The sequence below is a fragment of the Rhizobiaceae bacterium genome (assembly GCA_023953845.1).
Lineage (GTDB): Bacteria > Pseudomonadota > Alphaproteobacteria > Rhizobiales > Rhizobiaceae > Arvimicrobium.
Map to the genome: position 1 here is coordinate 1 of JAMLJC010000001.1, position 20,365 is coordinate 20,365.

The window sequence follows — 20,365 nt, forward strand, 5'->3', positions numbered from 1 at the left end:
CGTCTCGCGGCCGGCCTCGATGCGCTTGGCGATGGCGATCTCGCCCTCGCGTGACAGAAGCTCCACTGAACCCATCTCGCGCAGATACATGCGCACGGGATCGTCGGTGCGGTCCGTTGGCTCCTTCTTGGTGGTCGTGGCGGCGACGGCCGTGCCGGTCTGTTCGGCGAGTTCGCCCGCCTCTTCCTCGGCATCCGCGGCATCCGCCTCGGCGTCCTCACCCGCTTCGTCGGCCTCGACGACGTTGATGCCCATGTCGGACAGCATCGCCATCGTGTCCTCGATCTTGTCGGGATCGGTCTGCTCGGAGGGAAGGACCTCGTTGAGCTCGTCCATGGTGACGTAGCCGCGCTTCTTGGCGGCCTTGATCATCTTCTTGACTGCGTCGTCGGAAAGGTCGAGCAGCGGGCCGTCCGTGGAGCCCTCGCGCTCGGGTTCTGCCTCTTCCTTTTCCGGTTTTGCCATGCTTTGCTTTCTCCGAGCCGCCGGGCCTCGACACATCGTGCCCTTGCAGTCTATTGTTCCGGCGACATGCGCCTGAGGGGCACGGCAATGCCTGCCCCCGCCAACTCCTCGCTAACGCCGATATCTGGGGCGGGGCTTGCGCCTCGTCCAGTGTCCAGCCTCGCATTCATGTTGCGGTGCGCGGTCAATAACCGCGCTCCCTCGTCCGAATCGTCCTGATTCCGACATTCCGGTGGAAGGTCAAGCGCCTGTCGCATGATTCGCATTAAAAAAGCGAATCAATTGCAAACTGACGCTATCCCGACACGGCACGTCCCGACGACACCCCGAAACCGTCGATCAGCGCTTCGGCGGCCTGCGCTTCGCGCATCTGCGCCTGCACTTCGACGAGGTGACGGTAGTTTTCATCGGATGGATCGGTCGTGAGAGCGGTTTCCGCCGCCTTCAGCTCTTTATGTAAGGTGCGCGACGACACGTGCAAGTGGAGCGCCTGAGCGAAAGCGTCGCGGGCATCCTCGATCGCGGCCTCCGCCAGCGCCGGCCATTGCCGCGCCCGCGTCACCAGCGCCACCGCCCGCTGCCATGTTTCGCCGAGCCCGGCGGCGTCGAGTGCCCGGATCACCTCGTCGCGCCGCGCGTCGGCCTGATGCGCCAGCGTATCGAGCAGCGAAGCATGCAGCTTGCGCAGGTCGCCGCTGCTGAAATCGAGGAACTCGACATATTCGAAGAATTCGTCGACCAGCGCCGGGTGGTTGACGATCGCCACGATCAGCGTCGCCTCACGCAGCGGCATCGCCTCGCCGCTCCGCTTCAGAAGCGCCGAGCGCCCGAGGCTGTCGGTGATCGGATTACCCGCGCCCTTTGTCGCCCATGCGCCACGCGACTGCCCCTGCCCCGCCGGGCCGCCAGGTCCGCGCGGCGGTGGCCGGCTGGGCCCGAAGAAATGCTTCACCCGGTCGCGCATCTCCTGTTGGTAGTGGTAGCGCAGGCTCTCGTCGCGAATGCGCGACGTCAGTTCGCGCAGCGTCTTTTCCAGATCGGCCCGGCGCTCCGGCGTCTCGAAGGTCCGGCCGCCGGTTTCGCGCGACCAGAGCAGATCGACCAGTGGCCGCGACTGCGAGAGCACCGCGCTGAATGCGTCACGACCCTCGGCGCGCACCAGATCGTCCGGGTCCTTGCCGTCCGGCAGCACGGCGAAGCGCACCGTATGCCCGGCGCGCACCAGCGGCAGCGCCAGATCGGCCGCCCGCCACGCCGCCTTCAGCCCGGCCTGGTCGCCGTCGAAGCAGAGCACCGGCTCGCCCGACATGCGCCAGAGCAGTTCGAGCTGGTTCTCCGTCAGCGCCGTGCCCAGCGGCGCCACGACGTTCTCGAAGCCGGCCTGCGCCAGCGCGATCACGTCCATATAGCCCTCGACGGCGATCACCGACCCGCCTTTCTGCAACGCCTTGCGGGCGCGGGCGAAATTGTAGAGCACGTTGCCCTTGTGGAAGAGCTCGGTCTCCGGCGAGTTGAGATATTTCGCCAGCGCGTCGCTCGCCATCGCCCGCCCGCCGAAGGCGATGATCCGCCCGCGCGAATCCGGGATCGGGAACATGATCCGGTCGCGGAACCGGTCATAGCTGACCGGCACATCCTCGAACACGGTCAGCCCGCAGGCCTCCATCTGCGCCTTCTCGACGCCCTTGCCGGCCAGAAATTCCTTGAGCGCGCTACGGCTGTCGGGCGCGTAGCCGAGGCGGAAGGATTGCTGCGTCGAGGGCGCCAGCCCGCGGTCGCGCAGATAGGCACGCGCCTTTGCGCCTTCGGCCGATTGCAGCTTCTCCTCGAAGAAGCGCGTCGCCAGTTCCATCACCTCATGCAGAGTGGCGCGCTGCTTTTCGCGGCGCTCCTCCTCGAAATCCCGCGCCGGCAGCGGCACGCCGGCAAGCTCTGCGACCCGCTCCACGGCTTCCGGGAAGCTCAGGCCGTCGAGTTCGGTCAGGAAGCGGAAATGATCGCCCGACACGCCGCAGCCGAAACAGTGGTAGCGGCCTTTCTTGTCCTCGCAGTGGAAGCTCGGCGACTTCTCGCCATGGAACGGGCAGCACGCCCACCAATCCCCCCGGGAGGCATTGGTCTTGCGCCGGTCCCAAGACACGCGCGAACCGATCACCGATGAAATCGGCACGCGGTCGCGTATCTCGTCGAGAAAGGTCGGGGTGAAGCGCATCGGGGTCCGGCTCTATATCCTTCTATATAGGCGCTCGCCTTCCCGTTCGTGAACTGCAAAGCGTCGCCTTGCCCGCTTTTCACACCCATCCGGACCGACGCGATGCCGGCGCTTCTCCAGCCCGGGTTCCTCGCCCCTCTGGGGAGAGGCGTCACGCGCAGCGTGACGGAGAGGGGTAAGTTCACCGTGCAGCCGAACAGCAAATGTCACGCCCCCTTCAAAATCCCTGAACCCGCAGACATCATTTCTGTCTTGCCCGCGCCGCCGCTCCATGGTCGAAACGCACCCTTGCTCATTCAGGCCGCTGCCATGCCCCTTCCGCTGATCGCCCTGTTCATTGCCGCCTTCGCCTTCGGCACGACCGAATTCGTCATTGCCGGCGTGCTGCCGCAGGTAGCAGGTGGCCTCGACGTGTCGATCCCCACCGCCGGCTATCTCGTTTCCGGCTATGCCCTCGGCATCGCGCTCGGCGGCCCGCTGCTGACGCTCGCCACAGCCCGGCTGTCCCGCAAGACCCTGCTGCTCGGTCTCGCAACGGCCTTCACCCTCGGCCAGATCGCCTGCGCTCTTGCGCCTGATTTCACCTCCATGCTGCTGCTTCGGGTGGCGATCGCGGTGGCGCACGGCGCCTATTTCGGCGTCGCCATGGTCGTCGCGGTCGGCCTCGTACGCGAGGAAAAGCGCTCGATGGCGATTGCGCTCATCCTTGCCGGACTGACCGTCTCAAACGTCGTCGGCGTGCCGGTCGGCACCGCCATCGGCACAGTCTTCGGCTGGCGCGCGACCTTCTGGGCGATGTTCGGCCTCGGCCTGATCGCGCTCGTCGCCATGATGCTGCTCCTGCCCCGCACCACCGGGGCCGCCTCGCCGCCGGCCGGCTTCATGCGCGAGGTGCGCGTGCTCGGCCGCCAGCAGGTGTGGACGTCGCTGATCCTCATGCTGATGCTGATGATCGGCCAGTTCGTGCCCTTCACCTACATCGCGCCGATGCTTCAGCAGGTCACCGGCCTCGACGCCGCCCTCGTTCCATGGGTGCTGTTCGTCAACGGCGTCGGCGCCACGGTCGGCGTCTTTCTCGGCGGCCGTCTGGCCGACTGGAAGCTGATGCCGTCGCTCGTCACGCTTCTGGCGATGCAGGGCGTGACGCTCGCCGCCATGTATCTGGCGAGCCCGTATCCCGTGCCGATGATCGCCGCCGTCACGCTTTGGGGCGCGCTCAACTTCGCCATCGGCACACCGATCCAGTCACGCATCCTCGGCTGGACTGCGGACGCGCCGAACCTCGCCTCCTCGCTCATCCCCTCCGGCTTCAACATCGGCATCGCCATCGCGGCCTTTGTCGGCGCCACGCTGCTCAATGCCGGCTACGGCTACCGCAGCCTGCCGCTGCTCGGCGTCGGGGCGATGGCTGTCGCGACCGCCGTGGCGCTGCTGTCCTACGCATCGGAGCGCCGCAGCGGGACGAAACCGCCGCGCCGCGCCGGCACCCTCGCCGCCGAGCCCTGCTGAACCCCTGAAAAAGCGAAGGGCGGCCTTGCGGGCCGCCCTCCACATCAGATCCCGATCGCCGTTCTTCAGCGGCCGGCAATGATGCCGGCGATGATGCCAGACGCGATGCCGACCAGAAGGTAGTCGTTGCCGACGCGGATCCATTCCTGCCCGCGGCCCGGCCGGTGCAGGCCATGGCGGTGCCAGTCGTTGACGGCCCGATGGCGCTTCCAGTCGCGGTACTTGTGGCCGCGCTTCCAGTGGCTCTCGCGCACCACCTTCTTCTTGACGATCTTCGTGCGCGTTTCGACGCGCTTGTGATTGTCGCGACGGTAGTCGACCTGCGCCACGTCGGACTGGACCATGCTGGTCTGCGGCAGGTAGACCGGCGCAGCCTGTGCCTGCAACGCAGGTGCCGCGAACATCGAAAGCGCCAGGGCGCCAAGGGCAAAACGTTTCATGGGCGGTACTCCTTCGTTGTTGATGTCCGAGAAGTAGCGCCCGCCATGTGAATGGGAACTGAACGACATCATTACCATTATGTAATGATGTCATAGCCTTACATACTAATTCTTAAAGTGCCCGGAAGGACTCCGTATCGGACGGGCGCCTCGCCGCCGCTGTCCTTCGCCGCCGCGAGCCGCACCTGTTCCCGACGCCGCCCGTCGTTGGCGGGCCAGCTTTGGACGTAGACGAAACATATTATCCGGCTAACATAAAAACGCTGAAATGAACGCGATTCGAAGCCTTTTCCCGCACCATCAGACGCAAGCCCGGTCCCGTGGCGCGGCGAGGGAACGGCCGTTGCGATGAGCGGATCGGTCGTCCTGCTCAACCTCGCCGGCGCGGTGGCGCTGATGCTCTTCGCCACGCGCATGGTGAAGACCGGCGTCGAGCGCGCCTATGGCGATGTGCTGCGCCAGAAACTGCGCGGCACGATGCGCAATCCACTGCTCGCCGTGCTCGTCGGCGCGGCCCTCGCCATCGCTTTCCAGAGCTCTACGGCGGTCACGCTGCTGGTCGGCTCCTTCGCCGGGGCCGGCATCGTATCGGGCCTCGCCGGGCAGCTTGCTGTGCGCGGCGCCGAGGTCGGCTCGGCGCTGGTGGTGAAGCTTCTGTCCTTCGACCTGTCGCTGCTGATACCGGTCTGCCTGACGGCCGGGACGGTCATGTTCATGGCTACCGAGCGGCGCTCTTGGCGGCAGTTCGGCCGCATTCTGGTCGGCATCGGCCTTCTGCTGCTCTCGCTCGGCATGGTCAGCCATGCCGCCGATCCGCTGCGCGAAAGCCGGCTGATGCCGATGATCGTCTCCTATTTTTCCTCCGATCCTGTCACGGCGTTCCTGCTGGCGGCTCTCGTCACCTGGCTGTTCCATTCTTCCATCGCCGCCGTGCTGCTTCTCATGGCGCTTGCCGGACGCGGGCTGATCCCGTCCGAGCTCGGCGTCGTGCTGGTGCTCGGCGTCAATCTCGGCAGCTCGGTCATTGCCCCCCTCCTCACGCGCGCAGCCGATCCTGACGTGCGCGTCGTTCCCATCGGCAATCTTCTGATGCGCGGCGCCGGCTCCATCGTCATGCTGGTGCTTTTCCTCGCCCTCGATCCGCCTCTCGCCTTCCTCGGAGGCAGCGAGCCGGATCGGATCGTCAACGCCCATATCCTGTTCAATCTCGTGATACTGGTCGCCGGCATTCCGCTGGCCGGCCTTGTGTACCGCACCTCCCGCGCGCTCGTCGCCATTGGCAGCAAGGCTCCCGTCGAATCGCTGGAGGACATCGAGATCAGCGCGCTGGACGAGACCGCCCTTTCCACGCCCGCGCTGGCGCTCGCCAACGCCACGCGCGAGGTGGTGCGCGTCTGCGAGACCGTCGAGGTCATGCTGAAGCGCATCATGGAGCTCTACGAGGATGCCAGCGAGGAAAAGATCAAGGCGCTGGCCGCTCTCGACGACCGCGTCGACCGCAAGCAGGCGGCGATAAAGCTCTACCTCGCCAGGGTGAAGCAGCATCCGCTGACCGAGGACGAGGCCCGGCGCTGCGAGGAACTGATCGGCGCCAGCGTCAAGCTGGAGCAGGTCGGCGACATCATCGTGCGCAACATGCTGCCGCACGTCCGCAAGAAGCTCGAGCGCGGCCTGACCTTCACGGAACAGGGCTGGCGCGAGCTTTCCGCCTTCCATTCCTCCGTACTTGCCAATGCGCGCATGGCCTTCAACGTGCTCGTGTCGCGCGACGCCACCACCGCCCGCCATCTCGTTCAAGAGAAGGACCGCCTGCGGGATCTGGAGAAGCGCTCCAGCGACAGCCATTTCTCGCGGCTCGGCGAAGGCACGGCGAAAAGCGTCGAGACCAGTTCCATCCATCTCGACACGATCCGCGACCTGAAGCAGATCAACTCGCTGCTTGCCGCGATCGCCTATCCGGTGCTGGAAGAGCACGGCCTGCTCCGGGGCTCGCGCCTGCAGGCGATCTGAAACGGCTTTTCCCTTCCGCGCCTTGCCCCATATAAGGGGCCTGACGAGGATTGAACGCGATGGCCGGCAAGCAGCAAGACAACGCGAAGCCGAAACTCCTGTCGGGCGGCAACCCGCAGATTCCGAAAGGCTATGGCGACGCGCCCATGCAGGCCTACATCGCCGCTATGCCGGGCTGGAAGAGTGATGTCGGTCGCCGCCTCGACGCCATCGTCTCCGGTACGGTCCCCGGCGTCGAGAAGGCGGTCAAATGGAACTCGCCACTCTATGGCCTCGACGGCAAGACGTGGTTCCTCAGCTTCCACTGCTTCGACAGATACATAAAGGTCGCCTTCTTCCGCGGCGCCGCCCTCGAACCGCCGCCGCCGGTAACGTCGAAGCAGAAGGACGTGCGCTATTTCCACATCCACGAAAACGACGATCTGGACGAGGCGCAGCTCGCCGACTGGGTGAAGCAGGCGAGCAGGCTCCCCGGCGAGAAGATGTAGGCGAAAGGCAATACAGGATGAAAAAGCCCGCTCCCGATGAATCCCGGCAAGACGCCTCCGCCCTGATCGACGCGCGCATCGCCGAACTCGGCGACTGGCGCGGCAAAACGCTCGCCCGCATCCGCGCCGTCATCAAGGCGGCCGATCCCGGAGTTGTGGAGACATGGAAATGGCGCGGCGTGCCGGTCTGGGAGCATGACGGCATCATCTGCACCGGCGAAACCTACAAGAATGTCGTGAAGATGACCTTCGCCAAGGGGGCGTCGCTGGAAGACCCTTCCGGCCTGTTCAACTCCAGCCTCGAGGGCAACACCCGCCGCGCCATCGATGTCCACGAAGGCCATGAGATCGACGAGGCGGCGCTCAAAGCACTGATCCGCGCCGCCATCGCACTGAACGTGGCGAAGCGCGCTAAGCGATAGGCACTCGCCGCCCGTGGCGCTTACCCTGAAGGTAGCCGCTCAAAGATACCCCCACCCCTGACCCCTCCCCACAAGGGGGAGGGGAATCAGGAGCCGTTTGTTCCAAATATCCGACGGCAGATTCCAAGCGTCGTCCAGCTTCAGCGTTCGACCCGCCGGATTTCACGTGCCGACGCGCGAGAGTTGGCGAGAACATCGCCGCCGCGTCCCCCTCCCCCTTGTGGGGAGGGGTTAGGGGTGGGGGTCCTTCGCGAGGATACCTTCAGGCAGAGCGAGCCCTCCAGGCATCGCCCTGACCTGCTATCCACCCCGGATCACTGCAGCATCGTCTTGACGATGCCGCTCGCCTTGCCGAAATCCATCTGGCCCGGATATTTTTCCTTGAGCGCGTTCATGCATTTGCCCATGTCGCGCAGGCCGTCGGCGCCTATGTCGCGGATCACCTGCTGGCAGACGCTGCGCACCTGATCCTCGCCCATCTGCTTCGGCAGGAAGTCGCGGATGATGGCGATTTCCTCGCGCTCCTGCTCGGCCAGTTCGAGGCGGTTGCCCTCCTCGAAAGCCTTGGCGGATTCCTCGCGCTGCTTCACCATCTTGGTCAGGATCTGCAAAATGTCCTCGTCGCTGACCTGGTCCTTGCCCTGCCCGCGATTGGCGATGTCGCGATCCTGGATGGCGGCGTTGATGAGACGCAGCGTCGAGGTCCGCTTCTTGTCCTGTGTCCGAATGGCCGTCTTCAGGGCCTCGGCAATTTGCGCGCGCATTTTCTTCTCCTGTCGCAGCGGCCGCCACAATAGCGCCGCGGGCCGGCCGAAGCAAACCCGGGACGAAGCAGCAACCTGCTGTTTTCGTTGGGAAAACTATATTTTTCCATGAGCGCCGCACGTGGTTGACCGGCTGTCGGCCTTACCCTATGTTCCGCGCCTTGCATGGACAGATAGTTTTCGATGCACGGGAGGGAGCCGAAAGGCGTCGGTCCGTGCGTTTCGCTGTGCCATATGGCCCGTGACGGGCCTGTTTTCAAGCGGCGCAGCCGATGGAGCCCGAGATGACCGCACACACGCCCGCCTGGGAAATCGAGAAGCCGACCGCCCTTCTGGTGCTCGCCGACGGCACCGTCATCGACGGCCGGGGCCTCGGCGCGACGGGTACGGCGGGCGCGGAGGTCTGCTTCAACACGGCGCTGACCGGCTACGAGGAGATCCTCACCGATCCCTCCTATGCCGGCCAGATCGTCACCTTCACCTTTCCGCATATCGGCAATGTCGGCACCAATGACGAGGACATAGAGGATTTGACCCCGGCGGCTCGCGCCGGCGCCGTCGGCGCGATCTTCAAGGCGAACGTCACCGATCCGTCGAATTATCGCGCAGCACTCCATCTCGACCAGTGGCTGAAGCGGCGCGGCGTCATCGCCATGTCCGGCCTCGACACCCGCGCGCTGACCGCGCTGATCCGCGAGAAGGGCGCGCCGAACGCCGTCATCGCCCACAGTCCGGACGGCAAGTTCGACGTCGAGGATCTGAAGCGGCAGGCGAAGGCCTGGTCCGGCCTCGTCGGCCTCGATCTCGCCAAGGAGGTCACGTCGGGCCAGTCTTCCGTCTGGACCGAAACGCCCTGGGTCTGGGACGAAGGCTATGCCGCGCAGGACGCGCCGACCATGCACGTCGTCGCCGTAGACTACGGCGTGAAGCGCAACATATTGCGCCTGCTCGCCGGCCTCGGCGCGAAGGTGACGGTCGTGCCGGCAAAGACCGGCGCGGACGAGATCCTCGCGCTCAAGCCGGACGGCGTGTTCCTCTCCAACGGCCCTGGCGATCCGGCCGCCACCGGCGAATATGCCGTGCCGGTCATCAGGGACCTGCTGGACGCCGATATTCCGATGTTCGGCATCTGCCTCGGCCACCAGATGCTGGCGCTGGCCGTCGGCGGCAAGACGGAGAAGATGCATCAGGGCCATCACGGCGCGAACCATCCGGTCAAGGACCACACCACCGGCAAGGTCGAGATCGTGTCGATGAATCACGGCTTTGCGGTCGATTCGAAGTCTTTGCCCGAAGGCGTTGACGAGACTCATGTTTCCCTGTTCGACGGTTCGAACTGCGGCATCTCGCTCGCCGGCAAGCCCGTCTTCTCGGTGCAGCACCACCCGGAAGCCTCGCCCGGCCCGCAGGATTCGCACTATCTCTTCAAGCGCTTCGTCAACCTGATCCGCGAAAGGCGCGGCGAACCGGCGCTGGCTGAGCGCTGAGCCGCTTGCGGCAGGTTCTGCCGCTTAGCTCGCCGCGACCGTATCCGCCATGCGCGCGCCGCGCTCTCCGAGCGGCTGCGGCGGTCCTGTCGTGGAATCGACCGCCGTCTGGTGTTCCATCTCGGCGTTGAGCTCGGCCCCGACGATCAGGATCGTGATCGACAGCCAGACCCAGATCATGAAGCCGATCACCGCGCCGAGCGAGCCGTAGGTCGCGTTGTAGTCCGCGAAATTCTGCAGATAGTAGGAAAAGCCGGCCGACACGGCGAGCCACACCACCGTCGCCAGCGTGGCGCCCCATGTCAGCCAGCGCCACTTCGCCCGCTCGCGGCTCGGCCCGAAGCGGTAAAGCAGCGTGATGCCGATCCATACGAAAGCCAGCGTGATGGGCCAGCGCGCCAGCGATACGATCACTTCCTGCCAGCGGTCGAGATAGAGCAGCGCCAGCATGGCGGGCACGACGCCTACCGACATCAGAAGCACGATGCCGACGAGAATCGCGCCCAGCGTGAACAGGCCCGACCACAGGTTGAGCATGATGATCGAGCGCTTCTCGGTCTCGCCATAGGCGATGTTGATCGCGTCGAACAATGCCTTCATGCCGCTGTTGGCGCTCCACAGCGCCACGGCGAGGCCGATCAGGAAGCCGACGCTCAGCGCGTCCCTGTCCTGCGAGGCCAGCGCGTCGAGCTGCGAGCGGATGATGTCGAGCCCGCCCGACGGCAGCATGCCGCCGAGATAGGCCACATGCTCGGCGATGGTGCGCGGATCGGCGACAAAACCATAAAGAGAGACGAAGGCGGCGAGCGCCGGAAACAGCGCGAGCAGCAGGTAAAAGGTCACGCCGGCGGCAACGAGCATCGCCCGGTCGTCATTGGTCTCGCTCCAGACGCGCTTGAGGATGCGCCACCAGGCCCGCTTTGGAAATTCCGAAGGATGCGCCGCGTCCCGGCCGCTTGCATCCCGACGATCCGCGTTTCCCCTGAGCCGGCCCGCATCCATGGTTTCCCCCTCCGACAGTCTATTCGACTGGAGGGCGAACGCGCGGAGACGCCAATTGGTTCAACGGCTTGCCGAAAATGCCGGAATCAAAAGGCGAGATGCGCAACCGGCATCACGGGTCTTCGCCGCAGGTTATGCAGCCTGCGGCGCGTCTATCCCATATCGCCGGATCGCGTCAGATCGGATTGTTGAAGGTGTCGCAGTCCGACAGCTTGCCGCTCTTGAAGCCCCGCGCGAACCAGGTCTGACGCTGGGCCGAGGTGCCGTGGTTGAAGCTTTCCGGCACGACATAGCCCTGCGAGCGCTTTTGCAGCGTGTCGTCGCCGATCTGCTGCGCGGCGTTCAGCGCTTCCTCCAGATCGCCCTTTTCGAGCAGGCCCTTCTGCGCCGTATAGTGCCCCCACACGCCGGCGAAGCAATCGGCCTGAAGCTCGACGCGCATCGACATCTGGTTCGCTTCCACTTCGGTCATCTGCTGCCGCATCTGGTTGAATTTAGGCAGGATGCCGGTGAGGTTCTGGACGTGGTGGCCGACCTCGTGCGCGATCACATAGGCCTGCGCGAAATCGCCGGACGCGCCGAACTGGCGGTCGAGCTGGTCGAAGAACGTCGTGTCGAGATAGACTTTCTGGTCGCCCGGGCAGTAGAAAGGCCCGGATGCGGCGGATGCGAAGCCGCAGGCCGACCGCACCTGATTCGCGAACAAGAGCAGCGTCGGCTCCGTATACTTCAGCCCTTCGGCCTGAAAAATGCCGTTCCAGACGTCCTCGGTCTCCGCCAGCACCGTCGATACGAACTGGGTCATCTCGTCGGAGGCCGGCGAGCCCGTGCCGCTGTCGGTCGTCTCGCTGATCTGGCCACCGCCGCCCGGCACGCCGCCGCCATTGAGCATTTCGAGCGGATCGATGCCGCAGGCGCGCAATGCGAAGAACAGCACCACGAGGATGATGATCGTCGAGATGCTCATCCCGCTGCCGGTGCCGCGGCCGATCGGAATGCGCACCCTGCCCGGGCCGCCGCCTCCGGGAAGCCCGCCCGGAAAACCGCCGCCGCTGCGGCCGCGCGTATCCTCGACGTTTGAGCTTTGACGACGGCCCTTCCAGAGCATGCTTCAGTCCTCGATCGATTGGCCGCCGACGGAACGCCGCCGGCACTGGTCACAAATATCCGAAGGTTCCGTTCAAGTCACAGGAAAAACGGGCGGAGTTTTGGTTCGCATTTCGGACCCGGGTGGAAAAGCACACTCCGGACCCAACGGGTTCAAGGTGGACAGTTCGCGAACCGGTCCCATGTCTTCAGCAATCCCCCATGTCTTGAGCAATCCGAGGAGAAGATCCATGCCAAAATTCGTGACCATCGGATATGGAGACCGGAAGGGCTACGACCGCACCGCTGTGGCCGTTCGGGATGCGGCCCATGCGCATGACGCGAAATTGCGGAAGAATGGAGCGTTGATCGGCGTAGCCGGCAATCCCGTGCAAGTGCGCAATCCCGACGCGGCTCATGTGAAAACGACGGATGGCCCGTTCATGACGTCCTCCTTGCCGGTCGCCGGCTTTGCGATCATCGAAGCCGCCGATCTGGCCGAGGCCATAGACATGGTTTCGCGCACGCCCTGCGCCGTCGCCCACGGTGTCGTCGAGGTTTGGCCGCTTCAGCAGCCGTCCTGAGCCGAAATCCGGCACGGACGTGCTACCGAAAAGCTGATGCTCTCGCACCCAGAGCCGCCCAAGTCCGCCGCTTTCCAGACGCCGGGTGGCTCTCAGAGCTTCTGCTTCTTTCCGGCGCTCTTGCCGTCGGAGCTTTTCGAGCGCTCCTCGAAGCGTTCCTCACCTTTCTTCAGGTCTTTTCCCATGCGCGCCTCGACCTTCTTTTCTTCCTTCGCGGTCTCCTTGCGAAGCTGCCTGGCGGCCTCCTTGCCTTCCTTGGTCGGTGCTACTGTCACGCCCATTGCCTTTCTCCTTGGCTGGTGAGGTAGCGCTAAACGCGCGAGCACGCCCGGCGTTCCGGGCGCGAACGGCGTTTGGAGAAAATCGCACTGCAATGCCGGCCGTTGAATGACGGGCGTTCTTGTCCGCGATCTCCTGTCGCTGCCGTCGGTTGCCGACATCGGCGCAAACAGGCATTTCCGGGGTTCCCTACCCCGCCGGGTTCCCCTATAGAGCCCGCTTAGCCTGACAGATTTCCCTTGCGCACCGGCTGGCCTTCGTGACGCGTCCGCGCGTTCCCGGAGGAGCCCGAGCCGGCGCTACGCGCAAGTCCAGAAAAGCACGGACCCACGCATGCCAAAAAGAACCGACATCAAGTCGATCCTGATCATCGGCGCCGGCCCCATCGTCATCGGACAGGCCTGCGAATTCGACTACTCGGGCACGCAGGCGTGCAAGGCGCTGAAGGAGGAAGGGTTCAGGGTCATCCTGGTCAATTCCAACCCGGCCACCATCATGACCGACCCGGAACTGGCCGACGCCACCTATATCGAGCCGATCACCCCGGAAGTGGTGGCGAAGATCATCGCCAAGGAGCGGCCGGACGCGCTGCTGCCGACCATGGGCGGCCAGACCGCGCTCAACACCGCGCTGTCGCTGCGCCGCATGGGCGTGCTCGACCGCTACAATGTTGAGATGATCGGCGCCAACGCCGAGGCCATCGACAAGGCCGAGGACCGTGCGCTGTTCCGCGAGGCGATGGCGAAGATCGGCCTTGAGACCCCCCGCTCCATGCTCGCCAACGCCACGGATGTGAAGACCGCCGACCGCAGGACGCACGAGGCCGCCCGCGCCGAGCTGAAGGCAAAGCTTTCGGGAGCCGATCTCGACCATGCGCTGGACGAGTTGGAGAACCAGTGGAACCTCGGCGAAGGCGACCGCAAGCAGCGCTACATTTCCCACGCCATGGGCGTCGCCGCGCAGGCGCTGGACGTGGTCGGCCTGCCCGCCATCATCCGCCCGTCCTTCACGCTGGGCGGCACCGGCGGCGGCATCGCGTACAACCGCGCCGAATTCTTCGACATCGTGCAGGGCGGTCTCGACGCCTCCCCCACCACCGAGGTGCTGATCGAGGAATCCGTGCTCGGCTGGAAGGAGTACGAGATGGAAGTCGTCCGCGACCGCGCTGACAACTGCATCATCATCTGCTCCATCGAGAACGTCGATCCGATGGGCGTCCACACCGGCGATTCCATCACCGTCGCCCCGGCGCTGACGCTGACCGACAAGGAATACCAGATCATGCGCAACGCCTCTATTCGCGTGCTGCGCGAGATTGGCGTCGAGACCGGCGGCTCCAACGTGCAGTTCGCGGTGAACCCCGAGAACGGCCGCCTCGTCGTCATCGAGATGAACCCGCGCGTCTCACGCTCCTCCGCGCTCGCCTCCAAGGCGACCGGCTTCCCCATCGCCAAGGTCGCGGCGAAGCTCGCCGTCGGCTACACGCTGGACGAGCTGGAGAACGACATCACCGGCGGCGCGACGCCGGCCTCCTTCGAGCCGTCCATCGACTACGTTGTGACAAAGATCCCCCGCTTCGCCTTCGAAAAATTCCCCGGCGCGGAGCCGGTGCTGACCACCGCCATGAAGTCGGTCGGCGAGGTCATGGCCATCGGCCGCACGTTTCAGGAATCCCTCCAGAAGGCCCTGCGCGGGCTTGAGACCGGCCTCACCGGCCTCGACGAAATCGAGATACCCGGAATGGGGCTCGGGGGCGCCGACGGCCCCGAGGCCAAGAACGCCATCCGCGCCGCGCTCGGCACGCCGACTCCCGACCGGCTGCGCATGGTGGCGCAGGCGATCCGCATGGGCACCTCGCTGGAAGACGTCCACGCCATGTGCCGCATCGACCCGTGGTTCCTCGAACAGATCGCCGGCATCCTCGCCATGGAGGCCCGCATCCGCGAGCACGGCCTGCCGCAGGACGCGCAGAATTTGCGCATGCTGAAGGCCATGGGCTTCTCCGACGCCCGCCTCGCCTCGCTGACGAAGACGGACGCCGACCGCGTCGCCACCAGGCGCGCATCGCTGGGCGTTCATCCGGTCTACAAGCGCATCGACACCTGCGCGGCCGAGTTCGCCTCCCCCACTGCCTACATGTATTCGACCTATGAGGTGCCCTTCGCCGGCGCGCTGGCCGACGAGGCGCAGGTCTCCGACCGCAAGAAGGTCGTCATTCTCGGCGGTGGCCCGAACCGCATCGGCCAGGGCATCGAGTTCGACTATTGCTGCGTCCACGCGGCTTACGCGCTGGCCGAGGCCGGCTACGAGTCGATCATGGTCAACTGCAATCCCGAGACCGTCTCGACCGACTACGACACCTCCGACCGCCTCTATTTCGAGCCGCTGACCGCGGAGGACGTGCTGGAGATCCTGCGCGCCGAGCAGGCCGCCGGCACGGTGCACGGCGTCATCGTCCAGTTCGGCGGCCAGACGCCGCTGAAGCTCGCCGACGCGCTGGAGCAGGCCGGCATCCCGATCCTCGGCACCTCGCCCGACGCCATCGACCTCGCCGAGGACCGCGACCGCTTCCAGAAGCTTCTGCACAAGCTCAACCTCGTCCAGCCGAAGAACGGCATCGCCTGGTCGGTGGAGCAGGCGCGCACCGTCGCCTCCGAGCTCGGCTTCCCGTTGGTCGTGCGCCCGTCCTACGTGCTCGGCGGCCGCGCCATGCAGATCATTCATGACGAGGCGATGCTGCAGACCTACCTGCTCGACACCGTGCCGGGCCTCGTCCCGGAGGACATCAAGCAGAAATATCCGAACGACAAGACCGGCCAGATCAACACGCTGCTCGGCAAGAACCCGCTGCTTTTCGACACCTACCTCGCCGCCGCGACCGAGGTGGATGTCGACTGCCTCTGCGACGGCGCCTCCACCTATGTCTCCGGCATCATGGAGCATATCGAGGAGGCCGGCATCCATTCGGGCGACTCGGCCTGCTCCCTGCCGGTCCACACGCTGGACGCGGCGATCGTGGACGAGCTGGAGCGCCAGACGGCGGCGCTGGCCCGCGCGCTGAAGGTCGGCGGCCTGATGAACGTGCAATACGCCATCAAGGACGGCACCATCTATGTGCTGGAGGTGAACCCCCGCGCCAGCCGCACCGTGCCTTTCGTGGCGAAGACCATCGGCCGCCCCATCGCCAAGATCGCGGCGCGCATCATGGCCGGCGAGAGCCTCGACGCCGCCTTCGCCCATTACGGTTCGAAGCCTGACCCGCGCAAGCCCGGCCACATCGCGGTCAAGGAAGCCGTCTTCCCCTTCGCCCGCTTCCCCGGCGTCGACATCCTGCTCGGGCCGGAGATGAAGTCCACCGGCGAGGTCATGGGCCTCGACCGCGACTTCGCCATGGCCTTCGCCAAGTCGCAGCTCGGTGCGAACATCGACCTGCCGCGTTCGGGCACGCTGTTCGTTTCCGTCCGCGACGAGGACAAGGAGGGCGTGCTGCCGGCGGTGAAGCGGCTTGCCGATCTCGGCTTCAAGGTGCTGGCGACCAGCGGCACGGCGCGCTTCCTCGCGGAAAACGGCGTCGAGGCCCAGAAGATCAACAAGGTTCTGGAAGGCCGCCCCCACATCGAGGACGCCATCCGCAACCGTCAGGTGCAGATCGTCTTCAACACCACGGACGGCCAGAAGGCGCTGTCGGACTCGAAATCGCTGCGCCGCGCCACCCTGATGCAGAAGGTCCCCTACTACACCACTATGGCCGGCGCCGCCGCCGTCGCGGAGGCGATTGCAGCGCTGAAGGCGGGCTCTCTCGAAGTCCGTCCTCTCCAAAGCTACTTCAGCTAGGCACCGCCTCTACCTCCCCCTTGTGGGGAGGTCGGTCGCAAAGCGACCGGATGGGGATACGGCGACAGCGCGCCGACGCATCGCTTTTTGGCCTGCATGACATTCCCTGTCGAAAGCGTTTTGTCACTTGCGACGAGACATGCCTCGGGTTTTCAGCAATCGTCAGTCTGTCTCGGGCTTTTGGTGCTGCTCCATACAAACGGAAGCCTCGACCTTAAAGCGGAGACTTTACTGGAGGCGCGCCGTGCCAATAGCCGTCATTTTAGGGCATTGGCGATCGTGAACTCCCATACTTCGTCAGCTATCCAGTTTCTGAAGGCACGAACCTTCGGATGGTCCTGATTGCCTGTCCGGTAAACGAGGTCATATCCCCATTCGACTTCCAGCCTGGCTAGCGGGAACAGCGCCACAAGACGGCCTGCCGCGAGGTCTTCGGCGACCAGCACGCTACGTCCAAGCGCCACGCCTTCACCCCGGATCGCGGCCTCGATGGACATGCTCCCGAGACTGTAGCCAGCACCCCGTGGCTTTGGATATGGCAGTTCCATCATAGAGAACCAGCGTTCCCATGTCGTATTCATGCCGATCTCATGGATCAGTTGGCATTTCGACAGGGCATTTGGAGAGTCCAGCCCACCCATTCGGTCGCGATAGTTTGGGGAACACACCGGAGAGACGGTTTCGTTCATGATGCGCTCGGCCGCCGCCGCGGAATACTGTCCGGCCCCGTAGCGCAGAGCGACATCGACGTGACCGGCAGCAAAATCCACGGGGGCGTCAGTCACTTCCAGATGGATGTCCAAATCCGGATATCGCGCCATTAGCCGGTGCAAGCGAGACGTCAGCCATTTGCTTGCGAAAGAAACGCCTGAACTTACCACGAGGCGCGTGTCGTCGTTCCTGCGGCGAACGACTTCCGCCTCGCGCGCGAGTTCGGAGAGCAGGCGAGTGACGGCGCCGAAGAACGAGACGCCGGCATCGGTCAGTTCGATCCTGCGAGTCATGCGGCGGAAAAGCTGCGTCCCCAGATTGTCTTCCAGCGCCTTGATCTGGCGGCTCACCGCACCGTGGGTCAGATGCAGTTCCTCTGCTGCCAGCGTCATGCTCAGCCTTCTCCCAGTCGCCTCGAAGGCGCGGAGCGTTTGCAAGGGAGGAAGTTGGTCAGGCATCGGGTCCTTATATGTGATCATAGCTCACGTATTCTGTGAGAACAAATGGTTTGTCGACAGGGCTTGGCTGCTCTTAGACATGACACAGACGCACATGCTCACCAATCGCATCAAACGAAGCCGTCATGACGCAGAACGCTACCGACGCAGTTGCCCCACCTGCCGTTCTCTTTTGCCCGCCTTCTTTCCACGAGGAGCGTCGGCGCAATGCTGTTGCTCGCGATCATGTGGGGCCTGTCGATCCCGATCACCAAGCTGGGGCTGGAAACGATCCCGCCCATAACGCTGACCGCCATACGTTTCGTTGTGGCGGTCCCCCTGTTCATGATTCTGGCGGCGGGACGGCTTCGCGTGCCATGGCAGGCGGTCCCCAGCATCATCGCGCTCGGCGTGATGGGCATTACACTCGGCAATGTCGCCCAATCCTTCGGCGTGCAAGGCACATCCGCGTCGGCCGGGACGATTATCTCGGCGACGATCCCCATCTTCATCGTGATCTTCGCCGCAGTCCGCCTCAAGCAGTCCGTTGCAGGACGGCAGTGGATCGGCCTGCTCGCAGCCTTTGGCGGCATTGCATTGGTGGCAGTGGGAAGCGGTTCGGGCGTTGACGAGATGACGAGGACCACGCCCGCCGGCGTGGTCTGGATGCTCGTCTCGGCCGTCGCCATTGCGTTCTACTATATCTGGAGCGCCGAACTCACCGAGAAATACGGCACTTTGCCCGTCGCCGCATGGAACGCCATGGCCGGCCTTGTCGCGATCCTGCCATTGGCCGGTTGGGAATTGATGCATGAGCCCGTGCAGTTCACGATGCAGGGGATATGGGCGATCGTTTATCTCGGCGTCATGGTGACGGTCGTGGGCCTGCTTCTGTGGCTATATCTGCTACGCACCGTTCCGGCGCGGGTCGCGGCGAGCGTGCAGTATCTTCAGCCCGTGTTTGGGATTGCCGCCGCGTCGGTTCTCTTTGGCGATCAACTCGGCCTGATGTTCGCGCTGGGCGTGCTCCTGATTCTGGGCGGTCTCGCTTTGGCGGTCGCCAATAAACGGCCCATGTCCGAGGAGACGGTGCCGCACGAATAAGCGGAACGGCTACTTATGTAGCTGTCGCGATGCCGCCGAAACCCGTGGCAACGATCGACTGGCGTATCGATGTAGAGGCCAGTGTCTACCCCACCCACGCCCCATACTCCTTCACCAGCCCCTCATACTCCTCCATCTTGGGAAACTCGGCAAAGCTCCGCACCGCCCCCGTTTCGGCAAACGCCAGTTTTGTGCTCGTATAGGTCTCCATGAACGGCCGGAACCATGCGGTTTCGTCCAGCATGGTCGGCCGCACATTGACGAACCAGTCCATGCCCTCTGCGCGGGTGAACATCCACATCATGCAGTGCCCGCAGCAATAGTGATGGATGTCCGGCCCCTGATTGCCGCCGATCACCGGTTCGCCCTTCGTCACGGCAAAGCCGTCGGCGGGGAGTGAGAAACGTCGGGGCGAAGCCCGCCAAAAGCGAACGATTTCGCTTTTGGAGTTTCGAACGCCCGGAGCCATAGCGGAGGGCAGCCGTCAGCGAATAGGCCGACGCCGACATCTTCTGGCAACCCCGGCAGTGGCAGGCGGTGGTGACCAGCGGCGGTTTGCTGACGCGGATTTCGACGCGCCCGCAGCGGCAGGACCCGGAAAGCGGCAACGGAATGGACGGCATGGCAGGCTCCTCTCCTTCCCTTTGTGGAAGAAGGCAGACCGGCATGCAAGCGTCGCGACACGCCGCCCCGACCGCCCCTCCCTTCGTCATCCTATGGCAAGCGCAGCGAAGCGGAGCGCGACCATGGGATCCATGCCTGAACGTTGGGTAGACGAGACGGCGGGCGACCGGCGCGCCTGTCCGCCGCCGCCACGCCTTTGCCGGCGTTCAGGCATGGATCCTCGGGTCAGGCCCGAGGATGACGAGGGGGAGAGGATGGCGAAAAGATGAGGCGCCAAAGCAGGGCCTTGGTCGACAGCCGGGGCGCGTCGCGGCCTTCGTCAGGCGGTTCGGCGTCTGCCGGAAACGCTCCGGCGCTGTCCCTCAATGATGCGCGGCCGGTTTTTCCCCGCCCTTGCCGCCGCCTTCGGCCGCTCCAGCCGCCTCGTGCTCGGCGCGGGCGACCTCCGAGACCATGAGGTCGCAGGAGATTTCCGTCACGGTGCCGACGCGGCGGTTGGCGGCGATCCAGGCGAGATGCACCATGGCTCCGTCCGTTTTGGCCTCCGCTTCGCTCGCCGCCCTGAGCGCGTCGACGCGCATCTCGCCGCAAATGCCCTTCAGGAGTTCAGAGAGCGCGAAGCTGTAGGCGGCGGACCCTTCGGCGACGGCCTCCGGCGGCAGCGCCGAGACATGGGTCTGGTCGGTGCCGTGCCCGCCCTCACCATGGCCCTCGGCGGCGGCGTGGTCGGCCGAGCCGAGGCCGATGGCGGACGCGACGAAGGGCCAGCCGGCATAGCCGCCGCCGGCGAGCACCAGCGGCGCGACGGCGAACAGCGCGAGTTTCACCTTCGACCGCTTCTTCGGCGCGGCCGGCGGTTCGGAGGGAGCGGCAGCGGCCGACTTGTCTTTTTTCTTTCTGAACATGA

17 protein-coding genes and 1 pseudogene are annotated in these 20,365 nt (G+C 65.0%); 8 read left to right on the forward strand and 10 right to left on the reverse strand.

Annotated elements, in window-relative coordinates; genetic code table 11:
* Both M9955_00005 and dnaG read right to left on the reverse strand, forming a co-directional pair.
* Window positions 1–465 (reverse strand): RNA polymerase sigma factor RpoD (locus M9955_00005; GenBank protein ID MCO5080017.1); only part of this gene is annotated, 465 nt, incomplete at its 3' end.
* A 295-nt stretch (window positions 466–760) separates the two neighbouring features.
* On the reverse strand, window positions 761–2,677 hold the full coding sequence (gene dnaG / locus M9955_00010) for a DNA primase (GenBank protein MCO5080018.1): 1,917 nt from the start codon (window positions 2,675–2,677) through the stop codon (window positions 761–763).
* Between the two features lie 309 nt (window positions 2,678–2,986).
* On the opposite strand from dnaG, the gene M9955_00015 reads away from it, so the two are divergent.
* Entirely contained in the window at window positions 2,987–4,186 is a 1,200-nt protein-coding gene (locus M9955_00015; GenBank protein ID MCO5080019.1) for an MFS transporter, read from the forward strand.
* 65 nt (window positions 4,187–4,251) lie between these two features.
* Here M9955_00015 and M9955_00020 read toward each other — a convergent pair whose 3' ends face one another.
* Window positions 4,252–4,626, reverse strand: a complete 375-nt coding sequence (locus M9955_00020) for an RcnB family protein (GenBank protein MCO5080020.1) — start codon at window positions 4,624–4,626, stop codon at window positions 4,252–4,254.
* 348 nt (window positions 4,627–4,974) lie between these two features.
* Between M9955_00020 and M9955_00025 the strand changes: the two genes are divergently transcribed.
* The 3 genes from M9955_00025 to M9955_00035 are packed head-to-tail and all read left to right on the forward strand — an operon-like array spanning window position 4,975 to window position 7,546.
* Window positions 4,975–6,636, forward strand: coding sequence for a Na/Pi cotransporter family protein (locus M9955_00025; GenBank protein MCO5080021.1), 1,662 nt, complete (start codon window positions 4,975–4,977; stop codon window positions 6,634–6,636).
* A gap of 59 nt (window positions 6,637–6,695) precedes the next feature.
* A complete protein-coding gene (locus M9955_00030) occupies window positions 6,696–7,124 on the forward strand; it encodes a DUF1801 domain-containing protein (GenBank protein ID MCO5080022.1) in 429 nt (142 codons plus the stop codon).
* Window positions 7,125–7,141: 17 nt separating this feature from the next.
* Entirely contained in the window at window positions 7,142–7,546 is a 405-nt protein-coding gene (locus tag M9955_00035; protein ID MCO5080023.1) for a DUF1801 domain-containing protein, read from the forward strand.
* A gap of 314 nt (window positions 7,547–7,860) precedes the next feature.
* On the opposite strand, the gene M9955_00040 is transcribed toward M9955_00035, so the two are convergent.
* Window positions 7,861–8,310, reverse strand: coding sequence for a GatB/YqeY domain-containing protein (locus M9955_00040; protein ID MCO5080024.1), 450 nt, complete (start codon window positions 8,308–8,310; stop codon window positions 7,861–7,863).
* A 284-nt stretch (window positions 8,311–8,594) separates the two neighbouring features.
* Here M9955_00040 and carA point away from each other — a divergent pair, with 284 nt between their 5' ends.
* Entirely contained in the window at window positions 8,595–9,797 is a 1,203-nt protein-coding gene (gene carA, locus M9955_00045; protein ID MCO5080025.1) for a glutamine-hydrolyzing carbamoyl-phosphate synthase small subunit, read from the forward strand.
* Between the two features lie 24 nt (window positions 9,798–9,821).
* Here carA and M9955_00050 read toward each other — a convergent pair whose 3' ends face one another.
* On the reverse strand, window positions 9,822–10,799 hold the full coding sequence (locus M9955_00050) for a YihY/virulence factor BrkB family protein (protein MCO5080026.1): 978 nt from the start codon (window positions 10,797–10,799) through the stop codon (window positions 9,822–9,824).
* A gap of 175 nt (window positions 10,800–10,974) precedes the next feature.
* Window positions 10,975–11,907, reverse strand: a complete 933-nt coding sequence (locus M9955_00055) for a zinc metallopeptidase (GenBank protein MCO5080027.1) — start codon at window positions 11,905–11,907, stop codon at window positions 10,975–10,977.
* Between the two features lie 229 nt (window positions 11,908–12,136).
* Between M9955_00055 and M9955_00060 the strand changes: the two genes are divergently transcribed.
* Window positions 12,137–12,469, forward strand: a complete 333-nt coding sequence (locus M9955_00060) for a YciI family protein (protein MCO5080028.1) — start codon at window positions 12,137–12,139, stop codon at window positions 12,467–12,469.
* 92 nt (window positions 12,470–12,561) lie between these two features.
* Here M9955_00060 and M9955_00065 read toward each other — a convergent pair whose 3' ends face one another.
* Entirely contained in the window at window positions 12,562–12,750 is a 189-nt protein-coding gene (locus M9955_00065) for a hypothetical protein (GenBank protein MCO5080029.1), read from the reverse strand.
* A gap of 331 nt (window positions 12,751–13,081) precedes the next feature.
* On the opposite strand from M9955_00065, the gene carB reads away from it, so the two are divergent.
* A complete protein-coding gene (carB, locus tag M9955_00070) occupies window positions 13,082–16,582 on the forward strand; it encodes a carbamoyl-phosphate synthase large subunit (GenBank protein MCO5080030.1) in 3,501 nt (1,166 codons plus the stop codon).
* A gap of 257 nt (window positions 16,583–16,839) precedes the next feature.
* Here the strand turns inward: carB and gcvA are convergent, their stop codons facing one another.
* A complete protein-coding gene (gene gcvA / locus M9955_00075; protein ID MCO5080031.1) occupies window positions 16,840–17,751 on the reverse strand; it encodes a transcriptional regulator GcvA in 912 nt (303 codons plus the stop codon).
* 207 nt (window positions 17,752–17,958) lie between these two features.
* Between gcvA and M9955_00080 the strand changes: the two genes are divergently transcribed.
* Window positions 17,959–18,834 (forward strand): EamA family transporter, encoded by an 876-nt coding sequence (locus tag M9955_00080; GenBank protein MCO5080032.1) that lies wholly within the window; start codon window positions 17,959–17,961, stop codon window positions 18,832–18,834.
* Window positions 18,835–18,919: 85 nt separating this feature from the next.
* Here the strand turns inward: M9955_00080 and M9955_00085 are convergent.
* Window positions 18,920–19,457 (reverse strand): annotated as a pseudogene (locus tag M9955_00085) (GFA family protein).
* Window positions 19,458–19,820: 363 nt separating this feature from the next.
* Window positions 19,821–20,363, reverse strand: a complete 543-nt coding sequence (locus M9955_00090; GenBank protein ID MCO5080033.1) for a hypothetical protein — start codon at window positions 20,361–20,363, stop codon at window positions 19,821–19,823.
* Between the last annotated feature and the right edge of the window lie 2 nt (window positions 20,364–20,365).